At 64.5% G+C, this 21,028-nt stretch carries 23 protein-coding genes; 15 read left to right on the plus strand and 8 right to left on the minus strand.

Annotated features, from left to right (window positions below; all coding sequences use genetic code 11):
• Positions 1-29: 29 nt before the first annotated feature.
• The 4 genes from speB to HZB53_05405 are packed head-to-tail and all read left to right on the plus strand — an operon-like array spanning position 30 to position 3,074.
• A complete protein-coding gene (speB, locus tag HZB53_05390) occupies positions 30-983 on the plus strand; it encodes an agmatinase (protein MBI5877066.1) in 954 nt (317 codons plus the stop codon).
• On the plus strand, positions 980-1,558 hold the full coding sequence (locus HZB53_05395; GenBank protein ID MBI5877067.1) for a GNAT family N-acetyltransferase: 579 nt from the start codon (positions 980-982) through the stop codon (positions 1,556-1,558). Before speB ends, HZB53_05395 begins: the two co-directional genes overlap by 4 nt.
• Positions 1,555-2,463: an acetamidase/formamidase family protein gene (locus HZB53_05400; protein ID MBI5877068.1), complete on the plus strand. Its 909-nt coding sequence runs from the start codon at positions 1,555-1,557 to the stop codon at positions 2,461-2,463. Before HZB53_05395 ends, HZB53_05400 begins: the two co-directional genes overlap by 4 nt.
• A 38-nt stretch (positions 2,464-2,501) precedes the next feature.
• Positions 2,502-3,074, plus strand: a complete 573-nt coding sequence (locus tag HZB53_05405; protein ID MBI5877069.1) for a hypothetical protein — start codon at positions 2,502-2,504, stop codon at positions 3,072-3,074.
• Positions 3,075-3,383: 309 nt separating this feature from the next.
• Here the strand turns inward: HZB53_05405 and HZB53_05410 are convergent, their stop codons facing one another.
• From HZB53_05410 to HZB53_05420, 3 genes are read right to left on the minus strand one after another with little or no spacing between them, the layout of a single operon-like run.
• Positions 3,384-4,358, minus strand: coding sequence for a Rieske 2Fe-2S domain-containing protein (locus tag HZB53_05410; GenBank protein ID MBI5877070.1), 975 nt, complete (start codon positions 4,356-4,358; stop codon positions 3,384-3,386).
• A 59-nt stretch (positions 4,359-4,417) separates the two neighbouring features.
• Entirely contained in the window at positions 4,418-5,215 is a 798-nt protein-coding gene (locus tag HZB53_05415; GenBank protein ID MBI5877071.1) for an N-acetylmuramoyl-L-alanine amidase, read from the minus strand.
• 18 nt (positions 5,216-5,233) lie between these two features.
• A complete protein-coding gene (locus HZB53_05420) occupies positions 5,234-5,854 on the minus strand; it encodes a M23 family metallopeptidase (protein ID MBI5877072.1) in 621 nt (206 codons plus the stop codon).
• A 110-nt stretch (positions 5,855-5,964) separates the two neighbouring features.
• Here HZB53_05420 and HZB53_05425 point away from each other — a divergent pair, with 110 nt between their 5' ends.
• Positions 5,965-7,581, plus strand: a complete 1,617-nt coding sequence (locus HZB53_05425; GenBank protein MBI5877073.1) for a Na/Pi cotransporter family protein — start codon at positions 5,965-5,967, stop codon at positions 7,579-7,581.
• Between the two features lie 279 nt (positions 7,582-7,860).
• On the opposite strand, the gene dnaA is transcribed toward HZB53_05425, so the two are convergent.
• Positions 7,861-9,249 (minus strand): chromosomal replication initiator protein DnaA, encoded by a 1,389-nt coding sequence (gene dnaA / locus HZB53_05430; GenBank protein ID MBI5877074.1) that lies wholly within the window; start codon positions 9,247-9,249, stop codon positions 7,861-7,863.
• 348 nt (positions 9,250-9,597) lie between these two features.
• Here dnaA and HZB53_05435 point away from each other — a divergent pair, with 348 nt between their 5' ends.
• Both HZB53_05435 and HZB53_05440 read left to right on the plus strand, forming a co-directional pair.
• A complete protein-coding gene (locus tag HZB53_05435; protein MBI5877075.1) occupies positions 9,598-11,547 on the plus strand; it encodes a carboxypeptidase regulatory-like domain-containing protein in 1,950 nt (649 codons plus the stop codon).
• Positions 11,548-11,677: 130 nt separating this feature from the next.
• The gene (locus tag HZB53_05440; GenBank protein ID MBI5877076.1) at positions 11,678-13,087 is read left to right on the plus strand and encodes an MBL fold metallo-hydrolase; all 1,410 of its coding nucleotides are present in this window, start codon (positions 11,678-11,680) and stop codon (positions 13,085-13,087) included.
• 38 nt (positions 13,088-13,125) lie between these two features.
• Here the strand turns inward: HZB53_05440 and HZB53_05445 are convergent, their stop codons facing one another.
• The 3 genes from HZB53_05445 to HZB53_05455 all read right to left on the minus strand — a co-directional run bounded on the left by HZB53_05445 (position 13,126) and on the right by HZB53_05455 (position 14,478).
• Positions 13,126-13,347, minus strand: coding sequence for a hypothetical protein (locus HZB53_05445; protein ID MBI5877077.1), 222 nt, complete (start codon positions 13,345-13,347; stop codon positions 13,126-13,128).
• A gap of 439 nt (positions 13,348-13,786) precedes the next feature.
• Positions 13,787-14,248: a phosphohistidine phosphatase SixA gene (gene sixA, locus HZB53_05450; protein MBI5877078.1), complete on the minus strand. Its 462-nt coding sequence runs from the start codon at positions 14,246-14,248 to the stop codon at positions 13,787-13,789.
• Entirely contained in the window at positions 14,245-14,478 is a 234-nt protein-coding gene (locus HZB53_05455) for a hypothetical protein (protein MBI5877079.1), read from the minus strand. The genes sixA and HZB53_05455 overlap by 4 nt, the downstream gene beginning before the upstream one ends.
• A 479-nt stretch (positions 14,479-14,957) precedes the next feature.
• Here HZB53_05455 and lexA point away from each other — a divergent pair, with 479 nt between their 5' ends.
• The 8 genes from lexA to HZB53_05495 all read left to right on the plus strand — a co-directional run bounded on the left by lexA (position 14,958) and on the right by HZB53_05495 (position 19,898).
• A complete protein-coding gene (gene lexA, locus HZB53_05460; GenBank protein ID MBI5877080.1) occupies positions 14,958-15,602 on the plus strand; it encodes a transcriptional repressor LexA in 645 nt (214 codons plus the stop codon).
• Between the two features lie 135 nt (positions 15,603-15,737).
• Positions 15,738-16,787, plus strand: coding sequence for a DNA translocase FtsK (locus HZB53_05465; GenBank protein ID MBI5877081.1), 1,050 nt, complete (start codon positions 15,738-15,740; stop codon positions 16,785-16,787).
• An 11-nt stretch (positions 16,788-16,798) separates the two neighbouring features.
• A complete protein-coding gene (locus HZB53_05470) occupies positions 16,799-17,092 on the plus strand; it encodes a hypothetical protein (GenBank protein ID MBI5877082.1) in 294 nt (97 codons plus the stop codon).
• Positions 17,089-17,481, plus strand: coding sequence for a hypothetical protein (locus HZB53_05475; GenBank protein MBI5877083.1), 393 nt, complete (start codon positions 17,089-17,091; stop codon positions 17,479-17,481). Before HZB53_05470 ends, HZB53_05475 begins: the two co-directional genes overlap by 4 nt.
• A 98-nt stretch (positions 17,482-17,579) precedes the next feature.
• Positions 17,580-17,942 carry a VOC family protein gene (locus tag HZB53_05480; protein ID MBI5877084.1) on the plus strand — a complete coding sequence of 121 codons (363 nt, stop codon included), beginning with the start codon at positions 17,580-17,582 and terminating at the stop codon, positions 17,940-17,942.
• Between the two features lie 108 nt (positions 17,943-18,050).
• Complete coding sequence (locus tag HZB53_05485) at positions 18,051-19,196, plus strand: glycosyl hydrolase (protein ID MBI5877085.1); 1,146 nt, start codon at positions 18,051-18,053, stop codon at positions 19,194-19,196.
• The gene (locus HZB53_05490) at positions 19,193-19,459 is read left to right on the plus strand and encodes a MoaD/ThiS family protein (GenBank protein MBI5877086.1); all 267 of its coding nucleotides are present in this window, start codon (positions 19,193-19,195) and stop codon (positions 19,457-19,459) included. Before HZB53_05485 ends, HZB53_05490 begins: the two co-directional genes overlap by 4 nt.
• A 4-nt stretch (positions 19,460-19,463) precedes the next feature.
• Entirely contained in the window at positions 19,464-19,898 is a 435-nt protein-coding gene (locus tag HZB53_05495) for a TfoX/Sxy family protein (protein ID MBI5877087.1), read from the plus strand.
• Positions 19,899-19,986: 88 nt separating this feature from the next.
• Here HZB53_05495 and holA read toward each other — a convergent pair whose 3' ends face one another.
• Positions 19,987-21,006 carry a DNA polymerase III subunit delta gene (gene holA / locus HZB53_05500; GenBank protein ID MBI5877088.1) on the minus strand — a complete coding sequence of 340 codons (1,020 nt, stop codon included), beginning with the start codon at positions 21,004-21,006 and terminating at the stop codon, positions 19,987-19,989.
• Positions 21,007-21,028 lie beyond the last annotated feature (22 nt).

Genomic DNA, 21,028 nt, shown 5'->3' on the forward strand with positions numbered 1-21,028 from the left:
CTTCGTGCGTTCGAGGATAAGGAGTGCCAATGCCCCGCTACGCGCCCGCCAATTCGCTTGAATCGCCGCGCTTCAGCGGCGTGCGCACGTTCATGCGCCTGCCGCATGTGACGGACACGGCCGGCGTGGACTTCGCCGTCGCCGGGCTGCCGTTCGACACCGGCGCGTCGTGGCGGGTCGGCACCCGCTTCGGCCCGGAGTCCGTCCGCTCGCAGTCCGCGCTCCTGCGGCCGTACCACCACGCGCTCGACGTCAACATCTTCGACCATCTTTCCGGCGTCGATTACGGCGATGCGCCCGTCGTGCCCGGCTTCATCGAGCACTCGTACGAGAAGATCGAGGCATTTCTCCGGCCACTGCACGACGCCGGGGTGACGCCGATCACCATCGGCGGCGACCACTCGGTCGTGCTGGCCGAACTGCGCGCCGCCGCCCGCAAACACGGGCCGCTCGGACTGGTGCAGTTCGACGCGCACGGCGACGTCTGGGATTCGTACTTCGGGCACAAGTATACGCACGGCACGCCGATCCGCCGCGCCGTCGAGGAAGGATTGCTCGATACGCGCCGCGTCATTCAGGTCGGCATGCGCGGCCCGCTGTACGCCCCGGACGATATCCAGCAGGCGCGTGACTTCGGCTTCGAGGTGCTGGTGGCCGACGACGTGCGCGCGCTGGGCATCCCGAAAGTGATTGATGCTGTCCGCCGCACGATCGGCGACGGCCCAACCTTCCTCTCGTTCGATATCGACTTCTTCGATCCGGCGTATGCGCCCGGCACCGGCACGCCGGAGGTCGGCGGGTTCACGAGCGCGGAGGGGCAGCAGGCGCTGCGCGGCCTGACCGGCCTCAACTTCGTCGCGTTCGACGTGGTCGAAGTGCTGCCGTCGTATGACAACGCCGGGCAGATTACCGCGCTGCTCGGCGCCAATGTTGCGTGGGAAATGATCGCCCTGCTCGCCTGGCAGAGAAAGCACATTCGATGAAACGTCCGATTCTGCTCGACATCCCCGAGTCGTTCGACACCGAGCGCCTGACGATCCGCGCGCCCCACTTCGGCGACGGCGCGCCAATGAATGCGGCGATCCAGGAATCCATCGCAGAGTTGCAGCAATGGATGCCGTGGGCGCAGACGCCGCCAACCGTCGAGGACTCCGAGGAGTTCTCGCGGCATACGCGCGCGCAGTACCTCGAGCGCCGCGACTTCGGCATGCGCCTGTGGCTGAAAGACACGGAAACGTTCGTCGGCGCCAGCGGTCTGCACGCGCACGATTGGATGGTGCCCGCGTTCGAGATCGGCTACTGGTGCCGCACGCGCTTTGTGGGGCGAGGCTACATCAGCGAGGCCGTGCGCGCCATTACCCGCTTCGGCTTCGAGATGCTGGGCGCGGAGCGCATCGTCATCCGCTGCGATGCACTGAACACCCGCAGCGCGGCGGTGGCGCGCCGTTGCGGCTACACACTCGAAGGCATTACGCGCTCCGATTCGCGCGCGCCCGATTCCGGCAGTCTGCGCGACACCATGGTCTTCGCCATGCTGCGCGGGGAGTTCCGTCCATGACCGTTCACACCTTGCCGTTCGGACGCGAGACGCTTCACGGCCACTTCAGCCCCGACCTGCCGCCCGTTCTGCGCATCGCCGACGGCGACAGTGTCCACTTCACCACGTTCGACCCGTCGTGGCGCTACGACCCGTTCCTCGGCATCCGCGACCCGGACTTCGCGCGCCACCCCGAGTTGGACCGCGGACATGCGCTCTCCGGCCCAGTCTACATCGAGGGCGCACGGCCGGGCATGACGCTGGAGATCCAGATCGGCGAACTGCGCCCTGGGCGGGTCGGCTGGACCGGCGCGCGGCTCTACGGGCACCTCGGCATCACCCGGCACGCGCGGCTGGAGTGGCAGATCGACGCCGAGACCGGCACCGCGACCGACCAGTACGGGCATGTCGTGCGCCTGTCGCCGTTCATGGGCGTGATGGGCAACGCGCCGGGCGCGCCCGGTGTGCACAGCACCACGCCGCCGCGCCGCGTCGGCGGCAACATGGACCTCAAGGAACTGGTCAGCGGCAGTACGCTCTACCTGCCGATCGAGGTGGATGGCGCGCTGTTCAGCACCGGCGACGGGCACGCCGCGCAGGGCGACGGCGAGGTGAGCGGCACGGCGATCGAGTGCCCGATGGAGCGCGCCGTGCTGACCTTCCGTCTGCGTGACGACATGCCGCTTAAGATGCCGCGCGCGTTGACGCCCGCCGGCTGGATCGCCATGGGCTTCGACGAAGACCTGAACAAGGCGGCCGACCAGGCGCTCGACGGCGCGCTGGATCTGATCGTCGCACAGACCGGCGCGGAGCGGCCGGAGGCGCTGGCGCTGGCCAGCATGCTGGTCGATCTGCGCGTGACGCAGATCGTCAATCAGGCGCGCGGCGTGCACGCGATCGTGCGGCCGCTAGTCGCTAGCAACTAGCACCTAGCCGCTAGCTGCTAGCGGAAGGGGGCTTTGCCATGCACCAGTCAATGCTGGAGCGGATACAACGGCTTTCAGGTGTAGCGCTCGTGGTATTGGGATTGCTGAGCGCGTTGGTCATTATCTATGGAACTGTATCGCTGGACTTAAAACCTGTCGACAGTACGGCACCAACCAGCAGAAAATACGCTTCTCGCATTGCTGAACTTCGCTCTGCGTTGGGGGTCAATCTGGAGGACGGGCTATGTGATGCACAAAGCGGATGTTCTGCTTATTTGCCTGGCAATACCATTACGTTGACCGTCGCGGAATTCGTTAACAAAGTTGGCTCGCCAACTCTTGTTATTGGCCATAACTTGCCTGGCGCCAGAGTTGAGACTTACAGAGTCCATCTGTACTACATCCAGCTAGGGCTTGAAGCAATCTTCGATCGCCGAGCGGATGGGAAACTCGAAATGACGCCTGACATGACGTTCATCGAAGTCTGGTTCTATGATGCGCATACGCTTGATGAAATGAAACGAGCGATGGACAAAGATTATCAAGGATTTTGGCTTGAAATAGCACGTAGATGGACTGGATTTGGCCCTATCCCGTTTTTGATTCGTTGACCAGTTCAAACAGGGGGCAAGCGTCGGCCACCGTTGTTGGCACATTGATAGGCTGCTAACTGCGCATCGCCGACTGAGCCTCTGCCGCAATTTGCTGTTGAGAGCGTTCTCTATATCTATGCTTGATGTCTGGCACACCGTATCGTCACTCCGGCGAAAGCCGGTTCCCAGTGGAGCCGATCTGGATGCCGGCCTTTGACGACATGGCGATCTGCGCATGTTCGGCCACAGTTCGTGTGAAAACAAAAGCCGGCGAGGCCAGAGTGGCCTCGCCGGCTTTTTGATAGACGCAAATCGATTGACAGGCCGCTACCCGACTGGTATTAGCAAGAATATCTCATCGTCGCGGATCTCGACCGGGTAGGTCTCCAGCCGCGCGTTCGGGTCGACCAGCAACTGCCCGGTGGTGACGTTGTACTGGAAGCCGTGCCACGGGCAGGTCAGCGTGTCGCCGTCCAGCGTGCCGGTCGCGACCGGGCCGCCGCGATGCAGGCACTGGTTGCAGAGCGCGTACCACTGTCCCTTGTGGTGGAACACACCGATCGACTTACCCGCGTGCTCGATCAGCCGCCGGTCGCCGTCGGCGATCTCGCCGGTGCGCGCCACACGCACCGCCTTGCGCGGCACTGCCTTATCCTTGTCCACTTCCAGGTGTACCGCTTCGCTCGACAGCGATTGGACCTGCGCTTCGTCAATGGGTACCAGCGGCTCGAACGTCTCCTCTTCGCGCTCGTGGCCGTAGGCGCGCGCCAGCATTTCAAGCAGAAGCATCATCAGCTTGTGCCACGCGTCGATCGCCTGCAGTTCAAAGTCCTCGTCCGTGTGGCGCAGCTCTTTCGTGAGCGCCTCGGCGACGGCATGCGACATGAAGCCGACCTGGCCGATCACGTAGCGCTCGGCGATGTAGATGCGCGGGTCGGCGCCGCGCGAGGTATGCGCCCGGCCCACGTAGTCGACGTAGCTGGCGTATTCGTCGTCGAACACGCCGTCGGCGGTGCGCAGCCAGAAGTTCGCCTGGTGGCGCATGCGCATCTCCAGGTACGGCTGGTCGATGGCGCCATCGCTCTTGAGGAAGAACTTGCGCGTCGGCGGGTAGCGCAGCACGTGCGCATAAAACTTGTCGACGATCTCCGTGACGTGCTTCGCGATGATCGGCTTCGTGCGCCGGATCGTCTCGGCGTCCTCGGCGGTGAAGCCGACGAAGTCGGACAGGTAACGGAAGTAGCGCCCGTGCTCCGCCGACACCTGCAACTTCTGGTCCTCGTGCAGCATTCTGAGCGTCATGAATTCCCTCTCCCGTGTGCGGTACCCGGTCGCGTTATGCGTCGGGGGAGTGCGTCGTCCTACAGCCCCGCGAAGTACGTGACGACGGCGTTGGCGTAGCCGCGCGCGATCGCCCACTGCCCGCCCTCCGAGGCGAGGAGCTGCGCCTCGGCCGGGTTCGACACGAACAACGCCTCGCCCAGCACGCCCGGCATGGCCGTGGCGCGCGGGTGGCCGCGCCGCTGCTCCGGCCCCAGCACGTACAGGTGCCCGCGGACACTGCGATAGCTATACAGCCACGCGTCGTCTTTCACGCCGCGAGCCTGCGCTTCGTAGCCGATGTCGCGCAGGCCCTGCATCAGATTGGCCTGCACTAGGTCGGCCAGTTTGGCGCTCTGCGCGGCGAACGCGCGATCCGAGCAGTAGTAGACCTCGACGCCCGATGCGTCGGCGTTGACCGAGCCGTTGTGGTGCATGGAGATAAACAGATCGGCCTTGCTGTCGTTGGCCATGTCCACGACGTCCAGCAGGTCGTCGCGATAGTTTGTGCGGCCATCGGCATTGGAGTCGTCGCCGTGCCCGGAACGGTACTCCTGCTCGCGCGACAGCACGACGCGCAGGCCGCCCGCGCGCAGCAGTTCGGTGGTCTTGAGCGCAATCGAGAGCGACACGCTGGCCTCGCGCACCTGCGTGCCGTCGGCCAGGTACGATGTCGCGCCGCCGTCGCCACTGCCATGCCCCGGGTCAAGGAAAACGGTGTACGTGCGCGCCGATGTTTGCGCGGAGGCTGGCGACGCCGGAAGCACGGCGACATTCGTGATGCATACGAAACATGCGGCGGCCAGCGCCGCAAGACACCTGCGGTAGCTTTGTTTCATGAGGGTTCGGAATGATCCTTACCGGCGCGGCGTGGCCGCGCGCAGGCTGGCATACGGGTTGATGGCGCTCGCGGCCTTGCCCGGCGAGCAGCGGGCGCACGCATAGGTGTTGCCCGCCGGATAGTGCAACTCGAAGTGCAGGTGCGCCGGCGTGCCGGCGGCGTTGCCGGTCTTGCCGAGCGTGCCGACCACCGTGCTGGTGTTCACGCGCTGCCCCGGAGAGACGTACACGCGATCGAGGTGACAGTAGAAGAACAGGTAACCGGACGCATCCCGGATCCAGACTGTGTTGCCATACACATTGTACGGGCGCGCGTACGACACCACCGTGCCGCTCGTGCAGGCGTAGAGCGTGCTGCCGCGCGGCGCGAAGATGTCGATGCCGTCGTGCGCGCGCAGCCACGCGCGCAACCGGTGATTGTACGGCAGGATCGCGCCAACGCGCGAGACGTGCCAGTTGTTGAAGATCCAGTACAGCCCGCGCCGGATCGGGAACGCCATCGGCACCACGCCGCGGTACGGGTCGACGAGCGTGGCGGCACCGGACGGCGCCGGCAACATAGCCGCCAGTGTCATGGCCGCGATGGCGGCGGCGCCGGATTTAAGAAACGCGCGACGGGTCAGCGGAGATTGTTCCATGGACTCTTGCATCTTCGCACGAATACAGATACAATGCAAAGCCATTATACTGCCAATCGCGTGCGGCCCGTGTCCGAGCGCGCACGTTTGGTGAGGGCAGCACGGCGCGCATGGACATCAACCAGATCACCTTCGGCGTTATTGGCGGAACCTCCGTTCTGCTCTACGGTATGCGGCTGGCCGGCGACGGCCTGCAGCAGGCCGCCGGCACGCGCCTGCGCCACCTGCTCAGCACGCTGACAAGCCGGCAGTGGCTGGGGGTGATCGTCGGGGCGGTAGTCACGGCGTTCCTGCAATCGTCGTCGGCCACCACCGTCATGCTCGTCGGCTTCGTGAGCGCGGGCTTCATGGGGCTGGAGCAGACCATCGGCGTGATCCTCGGCGCCGATATCGGCGCGACCGTCACCGTGCAGTTGCTGGCCTTCAATATCACGCAGTATGCGCTCGTGCTGGTTTCGCTGGGCGTACCACTGATGCTGGCGACCCGCCGCAAACCGTACAACTACCTCGGGCAGGTCTTCCTCGGTTTCGGGTTTATCTTCCTCGGCATCAAATTGATCAGCGACGCGACGGCGCCGCTCAAGGACCTGCCGGCCGTTCGAGACATCGCCATGGGGCTGGCCAACAACCCGGTCTGGGTGATCTTCCTGGCGGGCCTGCTCACGGTCATCATCCATTCGAGCGCCGGCACCATCGGGCTGGCGATCACCTTTGCGTCGCAGGGATTGGTGCCGCTGGAGTTGGCCCTGCCGATCGTGTTCGGCGCCAACGTCGGCACCAGCGCGACCGCGCTGTTCTCCTCGATCGGCGCGCCGCGCGAAGCGCAGCGCGTCGCCGTCGCGCACGCGCTGTTCAAGGTCGTCGGCGTGGTGGTCTTCTTCCCGCTGATGGGCTGGCTGATCCCGTTTGTGCGCGCCACGGCGCCCGACCTGCCGCGCCAGATCGCCAACATGCACACGCTGTTCAACGTCGGCATTACGCTCATTGTATACCCGCTCTCCCGGCCCTTCGCGTGGCTGATTCGGCAGATTGTGCCGGATTCGCGCACCCAGGACGAGGTGTTTGCGCCGCGCTATCTCGACGAGCGCGTGCTCGACACGCCGGCGCTGGCGATCGGCCAGGCCACCCGCGAGGCGCTGCGCATGGCCGACACCGTGCACGGCATGCTGCTCGACTCGCCCCGGGCGCTTTTCGAGAATGACGACGAGTTGATCGACGACATCATTCGCCGCGACGATCAGGTGGATGCGCTGGAGGTGGCGATCAAGAACTTCCTGACGCGCCTCGTGGAGCATAACCTCTCGCCGGAATTGTCGCGCCAGGAAGTTGGGCTGATTTACATGACCAGCGACTTGGAGCATATCGGGGACATCATCAGCAAGAGCCTGATGCTGCTGGCGCAGAAGAAAGCGGAGAACAAGCTGACGTTTTCGCAGGACGGCCAGCGGGAGATTAAAGACCTGTTCGACAAGGTCAACGAGAACCTGACGCTCTCCGTGGCTGCCTTTACGGCGCAGAACAACGACCTGGCGCAGAAGGTGCTGCGGCACAAGTCGCGCATCAACCAGGTCGAGCGCGAGTTGCGTCAGGCGCATATTGCCCGCCTGCACGCCGGCCTGCCCGAAAGCATCGAAACGTCATCGATCCATCTCGATGCGCTGAACGACCTGAAGCGGATCAACTCTCACGCCACGAACATCGCCTACGTCGTTTTGGGCGAAATTTAGCCGGGCGTTGCGATCTCATTTCCAGCCGCAACCACTCCTACGCCCTCAAATTGTGGCATATTCGGTAGCACTTCTAGTGGTTGCCGTCCGAATCGACACAACCCATTGTATGAGTCTACTTTGCGCTGACAAGAGTTATCCCCAATTGGGGACGGTTATCCACAGAATAGGCAGGCTTATCCACAATAAACAGCTAGTTGACTCCACATTCAATGTATTGTGTAAACAAAAATGAGAGCCGATATCGACTCTCGTTTGCTTTACTATTTCTAGGGCTTTTTATACGCGCTCGGCCCGATTATTGTATAGCATGCCCTTGACGGTGAGCACTTCGCGCCGCAGTTGCTCATCGCGCTCAATCTGCTGGGCGATTTTGTCGTAGCCGTACATGACCGTCGTATGGTCGCGGCCGCCCAGCGCGGTGCCGATCTGCGGCAGGGACGATTCGGTCTCCTCGCGCGCCAGATACATGGCGATCTGCCGCGCATAGGCCACTTCCTTGCTGCGGTCGCGCCCGCGCAACTGCTCGATCTCGAGATGGTAGAAGCGGGCGACAACGGCGATCACATCATCCACGCTGTGCGCGCCTTTGTACATCAGCACGTCTTCCAGCGCCGATACCGCCAGTTCCATCGTCAGCGGCTGGTTGAGCAGTTCGGCCCGCCCGACCACGCGTGTCAGCGCGCCTTCCAATTCGCGGATATTGCTCTGGACGCGCTGGGCGATATGCGTCAGCACCTCTTCCGGCACCTGAATGGAGAGGCTCTCGGCCTTCGAACGCATGATGGCGATGCGCGTTTCCAGGTCGGGCGGCTGGATGTCGGCGATCATGCCGCCTTCGAACCGCGAGCGCAAGCGCTCCTCCAGCAACTGGATCGCCTTCGGCGGACGGTCGCTGGTCATCACGATCTGCTTGTTGGCGGCCTGCAGGCTGTTGAAGGTGTGGAAAAACTCTTCCTGCGTGCCTTCCTTGCCGGCGATGAACTGGATGTCGTCCACCAGCAGCACGTCGATGCTGCGGTAGGTGCGCCGGAACTCCTCGGTCTTCTGGGTGCGGATTGAGTTGACGAGGTCGTTGGTGAACTTCTCGGACGAGACGTACATCACGCGCATGTTCTTGGACTGCGCAACATGCCCGATGGCGTGCAGCAGGTGCGTCTTGCCGAGGCCGACGCCGCCATAGATCACCAGCGGGTTGTAGGCGAACGCGGGATTGTTGGCGACGGCCTGCGCGGCGGCATGCGCCAGGCGATTGCTGGCGCCGACGATGAACGCGCTGAACATCAGCTTGGGGTTCAGCACCGTCGTCGGCAACTGCACGACGGGCAGTTCCTCGTCGCTGATGGAGGGCAGGCCGGGCTGGTTGGACAAAGGCATAGGCGGCTCGGTGCCCATGATGATAGACGGCTTGACGATGAAACGCAAATCGACCGACCGGCGCATGACGTTCGCCGCCGAGCGCTTGATCGTGCCCATCAGCCGGTTTTCCAGCCACTCCACGGCGTACGTGTTCGGCACGCCGATCACAAACGCGCCGTCCTCATACGAGACGACCGTCGTATTCTTGACCCACGTCTCGAATGTAGCGCGCGGCATCTGCATCTGCAGCTCGCCGAGGACGGCGCGCCAGATCTGCTGCGGTTGAGGTTCGCTGCGCGTTGCATGCATCGGTGCGGGTCTCTGGCTGGCCATCACGTTCGCCGGCGATGCGGCTGCCCGTTCAACGTGTTCCAGTACCCGCGATGATAGCATTGTCAGCACGACATGACAAGAGGGTAATCTTAAATTTGTGCGGCCGAGTACCGCATTTTAAGATTGCTCTCCACAAGCCTCTCCACAGCTGTTGACAGGTTTTCAACAGCGTGTGCAGGGCGTGCGCGCGCCCCTGTGAATATGCGCCGATCACGGTGCGTAGTTATACACAGCCCGCACCGGCTTATGCACAGCATCCACAGGTTCAGGCGTGGCTGTGCTATAATTTTCCTCGTGCCACATGCAATGCTCCGTCTGTTCACCATGAAAAACGCGCCCATCGCCGGCGGCGCCCTGCTGGCGCTGCTTGTGCTGGGTGCGGCGCTGACGTGGACGCAGGGCGGGCGCTACGCCAACCAGTTGGCGGGACTCGTCTCCGAGGAGCGCACGCGGCTGCCGGTGCCCGGCGCGGTTGTCCGGGTGGCGTCGGCGACCGACGCGCCGCGCGAGATCAAGACCGCCGACGACGGCCGCTATCGCATCGGCGTCAACAGCGGCGCGCTGACCGTCTCCGTGCAGGCGCGCGGGTACCAGACGACCACGGGCATCTTCGCGGCCACCGACCCGGCGCTCAATGAGTTTGCGCTCGATGTGGTGCTGCGGCCGTATGCCGTCGCGGGCGTCGTGCGCGACAGCGCGACGCAGAAACCGGTTGCTGCGGCGCTGTTGAGCGCGGACGATGCGACGGCGCAGAGCGCCGATGACGGGCGCTTCCGCCTGGAGCGCATCGAGCCGGGCGCAAAGATCAAAGCCGAGGCCACCGGCTACTACCCGCAGGAGATCGTGTGGCCGGGCAGCGCCGTACTCGACTTCACGCTCACGGCGCGCATGATCGTCGTCGCCGTCAGCAGCGCCGACCAGAACAAACCGCTGCCCGCCACGATCATGGTCGGCGGCGTCAAGTATACCGCCGACGCGCAGGGGCGCGTTAGCCTGCGCGAACCGGCGCCGGGCGCGCGCATCGCCGCCACGTTCGAAGACTACGCCGGCGCCGAGACCGCCTATAGCGGGCAGGCGGTCGTCGAGCTGGCGCTGAAGCCGGCGGCGTTCCGCGGCGTCGTCAAGAGCGCGCGCAGCGGCAAACCGATCGCCGGTGCCATGGTATTCGTAGACGGCGTGGCGGCGATCAGCACCAACGACGACGGCAAGTTTGGCCTCGCGGAGGTCAAGCCAGGCGCGCGTCTCAAGATCAAGGCGGCCGGATACGCGATCAACGACATGGCCGTGCCGCCGGCCCCGACCGCCGAAATCGCCATGACGCCGTTCGCGGCGCGCGGCGTCTATGTGCCGTTCGGGCTGCTGGCCAACGAGAGCAAGATACGCGGCATCTTCGATCTGGTGGACCGCACCGAGCTGAATGCGATCGTCGTCGATGTCAAGAGCGATCGCGGCAAACTGGCGTTCAATCCCGAGGGCGCGCAACTCAAGGCGCTCGCCTCGCCGGACGTCCACATGGACGTACGCGAGTTGCTGCGCCAGGCGCACGCGCGCAACATCTACGTCATCGCGCGGCTCGTCACGTTCAAGGACGACCCGCTGGCACAGAAGCGGCCCGATCTGGCGGTCAAGACGCGCGGCGGCAAGATCTGGAAAGATGGCGAGAGCCTGGCCTGGGTGAACCCGTATCTGCGCGAGGTGTGGACGTACAATATCAATATCGCCGCCGAGATCGCGAAGCTCGGCTTCGACGAGGTGCAGTTCGACTATATCCGCTTCCCGTCGGACGGCAACGTCAGCGACATCGCCTTCAGCCAGCCGAACACGCCCGAGACGCGCGCCGCCACGCTGCGTGCGTTCCTCAACGAGGTGAACCGCGCGCTCAAGCCGTATCCGATCTTCATATCCGCCGACATATTTGGCATGACGGTCTGGACGAAGGAAGACATGGGCATCGGCCAGCACATCGAGGACATCGCCCCGCGCGTGGACTACATCCAGCCGATGATCTACCCGTCGACGTTCTCGGCGGACAATCTGGGGTACGCCAACCCGCCGGCGCACCCGTACGAGGTGATCTATCGCAGCGTGAAGAACGCCATGGATCGCGTCTCGACGCCGGTGCGCCCGTGGCTGCAAGCCTACCCTGGCCGCAACCCGACCTACTCGCTGCGCGAGTATCTCCTGCAGAAACAGGCCGCCAATGAAGCCGGCGCGGCCGGCTGGACATTCTGGAACGCCGGCGGCGTCTATGATGCCGCGCTGTTCGGCCCGTAGTCCCAAACCAACCGCAAAGTGCGCCAAGAACGCAAAGGAACAAGCGCTCTTGAGATCGACGGCGCTATCATGCGCGTAATTCGCACATGGAGACGGCGTTCCGCCCGCACTTCGCTCCAAGGACTGAAAAATGAAATTCGTCGCCTATGGCGCGGCCGGCACCGTGACCGGCTCGATGCACGTCCTGCAGGTCAACGGCAAGCGCATTCTCTTCGACTGCGGCCTGTTCCAGGGCAAGCGCCAGGAGTCGTTCGACCGCAACCGGAACCTGCCGTTCAACGCGCGCGACATCGATGCGGTGGTGCTCTCGCACGCGCATCTCGATCATGTCGGCGTCATTCCGGTGCTGATCAACGGCGGCTATCGCGGGCCGATCTACTGCACGCAGGCGACCGCCGACGTGGCGCGCGCGATCCTGCTCGACTCGGCGAAGATTCAGGAGAGCGACACGGCATACGTCAACCGCCGCCGCGCCACGGAGGGCCAGCCGCTGGTCGAGCCGCTGTACTCGATCAATGAGGCCATGCGCAGCCTGCGTCATTTTGTCGGCGTCGGCTACGATTACACCTTTGACATCGCGTCCGGCGTCGCGTTGACGCTGCGCGACGCCGGCCACATCCTCGGCTCGGCCATCTGCGACATCCGCGCGCGCGAAGCCGGCCGCGAGACGCGCTTCGTCTTCAGCGGCGACCTCGGCCGCCCGGTCTCGCGCATTCTGCGGCCGCCCGAGCGACTCGACAGCGCCGACGTGCTGGTGATGGAGAGCACCTACGGCGGCCGCGAGCACGGCCCGATCGAGCTGACCGACGACGAGTTGTGCCAGGTCGTTCAACGCACGGCCGGGCGGGGCGGCAAGCTGATTATCCCCGCGTTCGCCGTTGGCCGCACGCAGGAACTGGTATACGCGTTGAATCGCCTGCACACGAGCGGCTGCATTCCGCCGCTGCCAATCTACGTCGACAGCCCGCTGGCGATCAACGTCACCGAGGCGTTCCGCACGCACGCCGACTGCTTCAACGACGAACTGCTCGGCTTCATGCGGCACGATGCCGACCACAACGCGTTCACGTTCGATCAACTGATCTACACGCGCAACGTGGACGACTCCAAGGCGCTGAATGCGATGGCCGGGCCGCTGATCATCATCGCCGCCAGCGGCATGGCCGAAGCCGGACGCGTCCAGCACCACCTGGCGCACACGATCGGCGATCCGCGCAACACTGTGCTGGTCGTCGGCTATATGGCGGAGAACACGCTCGGCCGCCGCATCATGGACAAGCAGCCGGTCGTGCGCATCTTCGGCGAGGAGTTCAACTTGCGAGCGGAGGTCGTGACCCTGACCGGCTTCTCGGCGCATGCCGACCACAGCGAGTTGATGGATTGGGCGTCGGCGATGAACCTGCCCAAGGTGCGCGACCTGTTCCTGGTGCACGGCGAGCCGGAGGCGCAGAAGGCGCTGGCCGCCGCGCTCACGGCGGCCGGCGCGCCGCGCGTGCGCCTGGCGCGGCAGGGCGAGTTTGTCGATCTGCCGGCCGCTTGAAACCAAACCACCAGCCTCGAAAGGCTGGTGGTTGCATCTCAGACGATTTCGCCCGGCGTGTCCGCCGGCGGCTCGGCGGGCGGTTGCTTGGGCCGCTTGCGTCCGCGAATGTATGCGATGACGAGCGCGACCACGACGATCCCCTCGATGACCAGGATCGCTTCATCCCAAAGGCCGGACGCGCCGTGCAGCACCGGTGAGGCTAACACAGCCCCAGCATAGCACCGCGACTTGCGCGTGTCAAAGCGTGAGAGAAACATACAGCAATTCTCAATTTGGCTTTGTACGGGTACTTTCCAATGCCGCTTGCGATGCGCTGGCTCTCAGGCGCTTGTCACGCAAGCTGGCCCGCCGAAAAAGTGGCGCTGCCCTCCCCGTTAGCTTTTCCCCTGCTCCCCCGCGGCGCTTGTCACGCAAGCTGGCCCGCCGAAAAAGTGGCGCTGCCCTCCCCGTTAGCTTTTCCCCTGCTCCCCCGCGCGCGCGGGGGAGCAGGGGCAGGGGCTGAGGGGGCATATTGGCAGCCGACTCCAAAATGAGAATTGCTGAGAAACATAGCTCGTCATGCCCGCGAAAGCGGGCATCCAGCGGTGCTGTCCCTGCACTCCCGCTTCCGCGCGAGTGACGTCTTGTTGTGCCCCAGATACCCTTCTACCTCAATCTGAAATCCATCCGAGGGTCTGCCTCTTTGCAGAATTGAGTCTAAAGCAGCACCTTCGGCGGGGCGAGCCAGAGCAGTGCTCCGCGCGGCGGGCGGTCCGACGTCAGGCCCACGCAGGCGACCGCCGCTTTCTTCATCGCGACCACGCCGCCGGTCAGCGCGGCGACCGCTTCGCTGAGGTCGGGCTCGTGGCCCACAATCATCAGGTCAGCGCCTGTGTGCCGTTCCAGCAATTGCGGCAACTGCGTGGCGTCAAAGCCAGGGGCCAGCGCCGGCTCCACGCTGGCCGTCAGGCCGAACGCGGACGCGACGATCTCGGCGGTCTGCTGCGCGCGCGGCAGCGGACTGGTCAGCACCGCGCCGGGTTGGATGCCGCGCGCAACCAACGCCGCCGCGACCGCCTCCATTTGCCGGCGACCCTTCGTGTTCAGTGGGCGCTCGTCGTCCGGTCGATCCCAGTCGGGCCAGTCGGCGATGCCGTGGCGCATGAGATAGAGCTTCATCGCAGCAGTTTCTCCAACGTGCCGGGCGGGATGCGAGGCCATGCCCACACCCACAACGCGACCAGCAAGGCCAGGATGATCAGCCCGCCGGCCTTCAGCATGTTCGCGGCTGCGTCGTCGAGCCCCTCGGCGCCGCGCCGGAAAATTCCCATCACCAGCATCATCAGTGCCATCGCGCCGATCATGCCGCTCATGCACAGACAGGTGACAAAGCTCTGCGCGATGCTCATCGGTTGCGCCGATCGTCAGTTCCGGTTTCCATGACTGCCATTATAGCGATGCCAGCCCCTATCGCGCAAGGACATAACCACGCCGATTACCCGTATCGGCCGCACCTCAAAGATTCTGAGACTCCGGGACGCCATCCGCGACGATGGCGGCACTCGCGAGGCGGGAAACAGCAATTCTCATTTTGGAGTCTGGCCATAAAGTTGCCCCCTCTCATCCCCTGGCCCCTGCTCCCCCGCGTGCGCGGGGGAGCAGGGGAAAAGCTAGCGGGGAGGGCAACGCCGCTTTCTCGTCGAGCCAGCTTGTGTAACAAGCGCTTGAGGGCCGGCGCACAGCACACAGCATTAGAAAGTGCCCGTCCAAAGCCAAAATGAGAATCGCTGGCGGGGAAAATGGCGCTTGACACCGAACGGGTGTTCGCATATAATGATGGTCAGAACATACATTCGGAACAAACAGGCGCATGCCCCAGGAGGGCCCGATGGCACTGACCGCCAAGCAGGAAAACATCTTGAATTTCATCCGCGACTTCGGCCAAGCGCACGGCTACCCGCCGAGCATTCGCGAGATCGGCCAGAACATCGGCATCAGTTCGACCTCAGTCGTCAACTACAACTTGCTCAAACTGGAGCGCGAGGGACACCTGGAGCGCAACCCGACCATCTCGCGCGGCATTCGGCTGGCCGGCCCCTCGGCGGCGCGCAGCGAGCCGTCCGAGCGCTTCCGTGTGCCGATGGTCGGCACGATCGTCGCCAGCAAGCCGATGCCCGTGCCGGACGACTCGTTCGCGGACATCCCGCAGGACATGGTCGAGTTGACGCGCGACATCGTGCGCCCGCAGGAAGGGCTGTTCGCGCTGCGCGTCAAGGGCGACTCGATGATTGACGCGCTCGTCAACGACGGCGACATCGTCGTCATGAAGAAGCCGAGCGACGTGCACAACGGCGACATGGTCGGCGTGCGGCTGAAAGACCGCAACGAAACCACGTTGAAGCGCATCTACCGCGAGCGCGGCCGCGTGCGCCTGCAGCCGGCCAACCCGCGCATGAAGCCGATCTACGTCAGCGCCGCCAACATCGAAGTCCAGGGCAAGGTGGTCGCCGTCATCCGACAGATGGCCGCCTGATCCCGCACCAACTGATCTGCCCACGCCGCATCCATCACTTCGATGGATGCGGCGTTTTTCTTTTCCCAATCTTTTCCCAAAGTGCTTGACAGCGTATCCCAATCGGGTATATGCTCTTCTTAGCACAGGTGTTCTATGCCCAATCGAACGACCCGACTCAACCTTCACGCCGACCGCATCGAGATGGTCCTCGCCCAGCACAAGCTGCCGGCGATGGTCTCGGGCGGCATCGTGACGCCGCGCGTGGTGCGCTTCAACCTGAACCTGGCGCCGAACGTACGGCTCAACAAGTTGCAGAGCCTGGCCGAGGAGATCGCGCTGGCGCTGGGCGCCGCGTCGGTGCGCATCCAGCGCGACGGCGGCGCGGTGCAGATCGAGATGCCGCGCGACGACGGCGAGCCGGTGTCACTGACGAAGCTGTGCCGGCGGCTGGGCAGCCTGCCGTCGGCGGTCAGCGTGCTCGGCCTGAGCACGGACGGCCAGCCGCTGCTGCTGCGCTTGTCGAGCGCCTCGATCGCGCATGTGCTGGTCTCGGGCACCACCGGCTCCGGCAAGACGGCGCTGGTGCGCAGCATGCTGCTGTCGTTGGCGCGCTTCAACCGCACCTCGGACCTGCGCGTCGTGCTGATCGACCCCAAAGGACGCGGTTTCGAGCAGTTGGCCGACCTGCCGCACCTGCTCTACCCGGTCGTGCGCGATCCGGGTGACGCGGCACAGGTGCTGGAGCGGCTCGTCATGCACATGGAACGGCGCGACGCCGAGAACGTCTCGCGGCCGCGCGTGGTGGTCGCCATCGACGAACTGGCCGACCTGCTGCAATCCGGCGGCAAGGCGATCGAGCAACCGCTGGTGCGGCTGGTGCAGCGCGGTCGGCAGGCCGGCATTCACGTCATCGCCGCCACGCAGAAGCCGAGCAGCAAAGCGATGAGCAGCGTCGTGAAAAGCAACTTCCCGACGCGTCTGGTCGGCAAGGTTGCCAGCCCCGAAGATGCACGAGTGGCGGCCGGCATCGGCGGCACCGGCGCCGAGAAACTGGGCGGTCACGGCGAGTTTCTGGTGATTGCCGAAGGACACGTCATTCGCTTCCAGAGCGCCTACGCCTCGCGCGACGAGATCAAAGAGATCGTCCAGTCAGTCCACCAGCCTGCCGGGCGCATGATCGTCAGCCCCGCGCGCATGAATTGAGGAGCAGAGCCATGAGTCTCGACGTGTGGTTCAAGGACGATATCCGCAACACCCTGCTGGCGTTGAGCGAGACGAGCCAGGACACACACGCCCAACTGGTGTCGCTGGTGGGCGAATCGCCAACGTCACAGAGCTACCGTTCGGGCTACGGCGATGCGCTGCGCGCGGTCGCCATCGCCTTCGGCATCAGCGCCCCGCGAATGAATGACGAGCGCGCGCTATCGATGCCGCGCCTGGAAGCCGGCCATGGCGCGGGGCGGCGCGCGGCCAGCCGCATCCTCGATCGCGCCGGAGGCGGCGGGTGAAGCGGGGTGTTCTGATCGGGTCAGCCGCATTCGGTGTCACGCTCGCCCTGCTGGTGTCGCAGCGGCTGTCCGAACAGGCGATGGCCGTGATCGTCGGCTCGGTTATCGGCGTCGTCGCCAGTGTGCCGATGACGGCGGTCGTGCTCTGGCTGATGCTGCGCACGCGCATGCCGGTCGAGGCGCCGCCCGCGCGGCACGAGTACGCCCCGCGCGAGGAGCAGCCGCGCATCATGGTGATCCAGCCGCAGTCGTACCTGGCCGCGCCAACGCCCCTGCCCTCACCCGCGTCGGCCTATATGCCTTCGGCCGCGATGGGCATGCCGCGCAGCACGCGCGACTTCAAGATTGTCGGTGAAGCCGATCTGGATGACGAGGAAACGATTGTGTAACCGTACGTCACCACATTTGGATTTTTCTCTTGCATGGTAAAATCTGGTAAACGTCCGCTGGCAGCTAAACGTTGGTCCCCCAACGGGAGGGGGAGTTTATGAGCCAATTCAAAGAAGTGTATGTCGTGTTCTATGCGGTTCGTGACTTCGAGGGCGCCAAGAAATTCTACGGCGAGACCCTCGGCTGGCCGGTCTTCCTGGCGTCGGACGAGATGGGCTGGGTCGAGTACGGCGTGCACGGCTCGACGCACCTGGCCATCACGCGCGCTCAGGGCGACACCGGCACGAATGGCGGCGGCACGGCGGTGCTGTCGGTGGACGACGCGGCGGCAACGCATGCCTGGCTGAAGAGCCGCGGCGTCAAGGTGGACGAGCTCATGGAGATTCCCGGCATGGTCAAGCTGGGCTCGTTCTATGACCCCGAGGGCAACCAGATTCAGTTCTCACAGTCGCTGTTCTAGATCGGATTACAGGGGGACCCGGGCCAACCGGGTCTCTTGAATTTACGGAGGAATGACGTGCCAAGAACCACGGAAGCGGCGCGGGGCACCATGACCGGTGTCGGCGCCATGTATCGCCATTCGACCGAGCCGGTGACCCTGCTGGTCAGCACGCGCAAGGGCGCGTTCATCGTGCGCGGCGACAAGGCGCGGGCGAAGTGGAAGGTCGAAGGACCGATCATGCTCGGCAACATCGTTTACCACATGCTACTTGATCCGCGCGACGGGCAGACGTTGCTGATGGCGGCACGCACCGGGCACCTGGGCCCGACCGTGTTCCGTTCCACTGATGGCGGCGCGACGTGGAAGGAAGCGACCCGGCCGCCGATGTTCCCCAAAGCGCCGGAGGGCCAGGACGGCGAGACGGTTCAGCATGTGTTCTGGCTCTCGCCTGGTCATGACCTGGAGAAAGGCGTCTGGTACGCAGGCTCCTCGCCGCCGGGGCTGTTTCGTTCCCTGGATAACGGCGAAACGTGGGACGGCGTGGCCGGCTTCAATGACAATCCGCTGAGGCGTCAGTGGGTCGGATCTCTCAAGGACGCACCTCCGGGCGGTGCGACCGTCCATTCGATCCGTGTCGACCCGCGCAACCCAAATCATATTATCTTCGGTGTCTCGGTCGGCGGCGTCTTCGAGTCGATGGATCGCGGCCATACGTGGCATCCGCTCAACAACGGCTCGCGCGCCGACTTCTACCCGGATCCGTTCCCGGAGTTCGGGCAGGACCCGCACAACTTGCAGATGCACCCACTGCTGCCCGACCGGCTCTACCAGCAGAACCACTGCGGCACGTACCGCATGGATCGCGCCGAGGGAGTGTGGACGCGCATCGGCGAGAACCTGCCAAAAGAAGTGGGCGACATCGGCTTCGGCATGGCGTTGCACCCGTTCGACCCCGACACGCTCTGGGTCTTCCCGATGGACGGCACGCTCGTCTGGCCGCGCACGAATGTGGCCGGGCGCCCGGGGGCGTTCATCTCGCGCAACGGCGGAAAGTCCTGGAAACGGCAGGATCGCGGCCTGCCGCGCAGCCAGGCCTGGTGGACCGTCAAGCGGCAGGCATTGACGACCGACCGGCACGACCCGGTCGGTGTCTACTTCGGCACCACCAACGGCGAGATCTACGCCAGCGACGACGAGGGCGACACCTGGACGAGCATTGTCCAGCACCTGCCGGAGGTGTACGCCGTCGAAGTCGCGGAGTTGCCGCGATGAAAGTACGCCTCTCGACACACCTGCGCGGCTACACCGGCGGGCAGGCCGAGGTGGAGGCGCATGGCGGCACGCTGGATGAGGTGCTGCGCGACCTCGACCGCCAGTATCCGGGGCTGCGCTTCCGCGTGGTGGACGAGCAGGACCATGTGCGCGAGCATATCAAGATGTTCGTCAACAGCACCCTGCTCGCCGACGACAATTTGCGCGCGCCGGTGGGCGCGGCGGACACGGTGCATATCATCGGCGCGTTGAGCGGCGGGTAGGCGCATGAGCACAGCCAAAACACCCGGCGGCGCGCGGCGTGTCAAACCGGCGGCGAAAAAGCCCGCGACGGACCGGAAGACCCGTTCGCCGAAGAAGGTCGCAGCGCCGCGCAAGCCGGCCAAAGGCCCGAAGCCCGATCCATTCCGCGACTTTGTGGTCGATCAACTGCGCGAGGTGCAGGGCGTGGTTGCGCGGAGCATGTTCGGTGGGCATGGTCTCTATCGCGGTGAGGCGTTCTTCGGCGTGATCTATGAGGGCCGGCTATACTTCAAGACCGACGCGCAGAGCGAGGTCGCCTACCGGGAACGCGGGATGGATTTTTTCCACCCCAAACCACACATCTACTTGAAGCACCATTTTGAGGTGCCTGCCGACGTGCTGGAAGATAGCGAGCAACTGGCCGTTTGGGCGAGGCGGGCGCTAGCCGTAAAGTCGTAATACCGGCATAGAAACACCAAGACACAAAGGCACCAAGAAATCTGATTTATTGTGCCTTTGTGTCTTGGTGTTGTCTTTTGGTTCGCGTTTATTTCTTCGTGCTGGCCCGCGGCCCGCTGCGCGCCGTGATCTCCGCGATTAGCATGTCGGCCGCCAGCAGCGGTTCGGCCTGCCCGGTCTTGATGCCCTGGTCCACCTCAAGCAGACGGCGGTAGATCAAATCGAGCTGCGGCCGGGTGAATTGCTGCGCCTGCCTCGTCACCTTATTTACGATGAAACTCGCCGCGCCAAGCGAACGCATCCGGTCGGCCGGGTTGACTTTGCGCTCCTCCAGGTCCTTCGCCTGCATGATCATGCGGAACTGGCGCGTGATCATGAACAGCAGGCGCGCCGGCGGCTCGCCATCCTCCACAAGCGCGTGAAACTGCGCGATCGCGCGGCGGCCGTCGCGCTGGCCGAGCGCGTCCACCATCGCAAACACATCGACGTTGCGCGCCGCGTGCACCAGTCGCTCCACGTCGCCGCCCGCGACGGGACGGCCGTTGGCAAACGTCACGAGCTTGGCAATCTCCTGGTCGAGCAGCCGCAGGTCGGCGTCGCCGGCGGTCGCCAGTTTTTCGAGCGCGTCCGATGCCAGGCTGCCGCCGTGGTGCTTCGCGCGTGCGCTCAGCCACTTGCGCAGATCGATCTCGCCCAGGCGGCCAAAGAACTGCACCTCGATCATGTCGGCGTGTACGCGCGCAAACTGCATCACCGGGTGTGTGTCAAGCACGGCATGATCCTCGTCGAGCACCAACCAGGTTGAAGGCGAGACGCGCCGCAGATATGCGATAAGGTCGGCGGCGAACTGTTGGTCGGCCTTCGGCACCTTGCCGCCGCGCCCTTCCAGCCGCCCCAGCAACCCTTCGACCAGCACCAGCCGTCGGTCGCCCAGGAACGGCATCGCTTCGGCGGCAGCGATCAGGTCGGGCAGTGCCAGCTTGCGGCCATCAAGCTCCGTCGTGTTCATGCTGGCCACGCCGGGGTCGCCCAGCTTACCGCGCAGCGCCTTAAGCGCCTCGGATTGCAGGAACTCTTCGTTACCGTGGAAGATAAAGCAGTTGGTCATGGTGATTGTGCTATTATCTTTT

The organism is Chloroflexota bacterium (assembly GCA_016235055.1).
Classification (GTDB): Bacteria; Chloroflexota; Anaerolineae; order JACRMK01; family JACRMK01; genus JACRMK01.

What these genes read in the sequence shown, in the direction of transcription:
- speB (MBI5877066.1), top strand. Translation starts at nt 30, where the DNA reads ATGCCCCGCTACGCGCCCGCCAATTCGCTTGAATCGCCGCGCTTCAGC.
- HZB53_05395 (MBI5877067.1), top strand. Translation starts at nt 980, where the DNA reads ATGAAACGTCCGATTCTGCTCGACATCCCCGAGTCGTTCGACACCGAG.
- HZB53_05400 (MBI5877068.1), top strand. Translation starts at nt 1,555, where the DNA reads ATGACCGTTCACACCTTGCCGTTCGGACGCGAGACGCTTCACGGCCAC.
- HZB53_05405 (MBI5877069.1), top strand. Translation starts at nt 2,502, where the DNA reads ATGCACCAGTCAATGCTGGAGCGGATACAACGGCTTTCAGGTGTAGCG.
- HZB53_05410 (MBI5877070.1), bottom strand. Translation starts at nt 4,358, where the DNA reads ATGACGCTCAGAATGCTGCACGAGGACCAGAAGTTGCAGGTGTCGGCG.
- HZB53_05415 (MBI5877071.1), bottom strand. Translation starts at nt 5,215, where the DNA reads ATGAAACAAAGCTACCGCAGGTGTCTTGCGGCGCTGGCCGCCGCATGT.
- HZB53_05420 (MBI5877072.1), bottom strand. Translation starts at nt 5,854, where the DNA reads ATGGAACAATCTCCGCTGACCCGTCGCGCGTTTCTTAAATCCGGCGCC.
- HZB53_05425 (MBI5877073.1), top strand. Translation starts at nt 5,965, where the DNA reads ATGGACATCAACCAGATCACCTTCGGCGTTATTGGCGGAACCTCCGTT.
- dnaA (MBI5877074.1), bottom strand. Translation starts at nt 9,249, where the DNA reads ATGCATGCAACGCGCAGCGAACCTCAACCGCAGCAGATCTGGCGCGCC.
- HZB53_05435 (MBI5877075.1), top strand. Translation starts at nt 9,598, where the DNA reads ATGAAAAACGCGCCCATCGCCGGCGGCGCCCTGCTGGCGCTGCTTGTG.
- HZB53_05440 (MBI5877076.1), top strand. Translation starts at nt 11,678, where the DNA reads ATGAAATTCGTCGCCTATGGCGCGGCCGGCACCGTGACCGGCTCGATG.
- HZB53_05445 (MBI5877077.1), bottom strand. Translation starts at nt 13,347, where the DNA reads ATGTTTCTCTCACGCTTTGACACGCGCAAGTCGCGGTGCTATGCTGGG.
- sixA (MBI5877078.1), bottom strand. Translation starts at nt 14,248, where the DNA reads ATGAAGCTCTATCTCATGCGCCACGGCATCGCCGACTGGCCCGACTGG.
- HZB53_05455 (MBI5877079.1), bottom strand. Translation starts at nt 14,478, where the DNA reads ATGAGCATCGCGCAGAGCTTTGTCACCTGTCTGTGCATGAGCGGCATG.
- lexA (MBI5877080.1), top strand. Translation starts at nt 14,958, where the DNA reads ATGGCACTGACCGCCAAGCAGGAAAACATCTTGAATTTCATCCGCGAC.
- HZB53_05465 (MBI5877081.1), top strand. Translation starts at nt 15,738, where the DNA reads ATGCCCAATCGAACGACCCGACTCAACCTTCACGCCGACCGCATCGAG.
- HZB53_05470 (MBI5877082.1), top strand. Translation starts at nt 16,799, where the DNA reads ATGAGTCTCGACGTGTGGTTCAAGGACGATATCCGCAACACCCTGCTG.
- HZB53_05480 (MBI5877084.1), top strand. Translation starts at nt 17,580, where the DNA reads ATGAGCCAATTCAAAGAAGTGTATGTCGTGTTCTATGCGGTTCGTGAC.
- HZB53_05485 (MBI5877085.1), top strand. Translation starts at nt 18,051, where the DNA reads ATGTATCGCCATTCGACCGAGCCGGTGACCCTGCTGGTCAGCACGCGC.
- HZB53_05490 (MBI5877086.1), top strand. Translation starts at nt 19,193, where the DNA reads ATGAAAGTACGCCTCTCGACACACCTGCGCGGCTACACCGGCGGGCAG.
- HZB53_05495 (MBI5877087.1), top strand. Translation starts at nt 19,464, where the DNA reads ATGAGCACAGCCAAAACACCCGGCGGCGCGCGGCGTGTCAAACCGGCG.
- holA (MBI5877088.1), bottom strand. Translation starts at nt 21,006, where the DNA reads ATGACCAACTGCTTTATCTTCCACGGTAACGAAGAGTTCCTGCAATCC.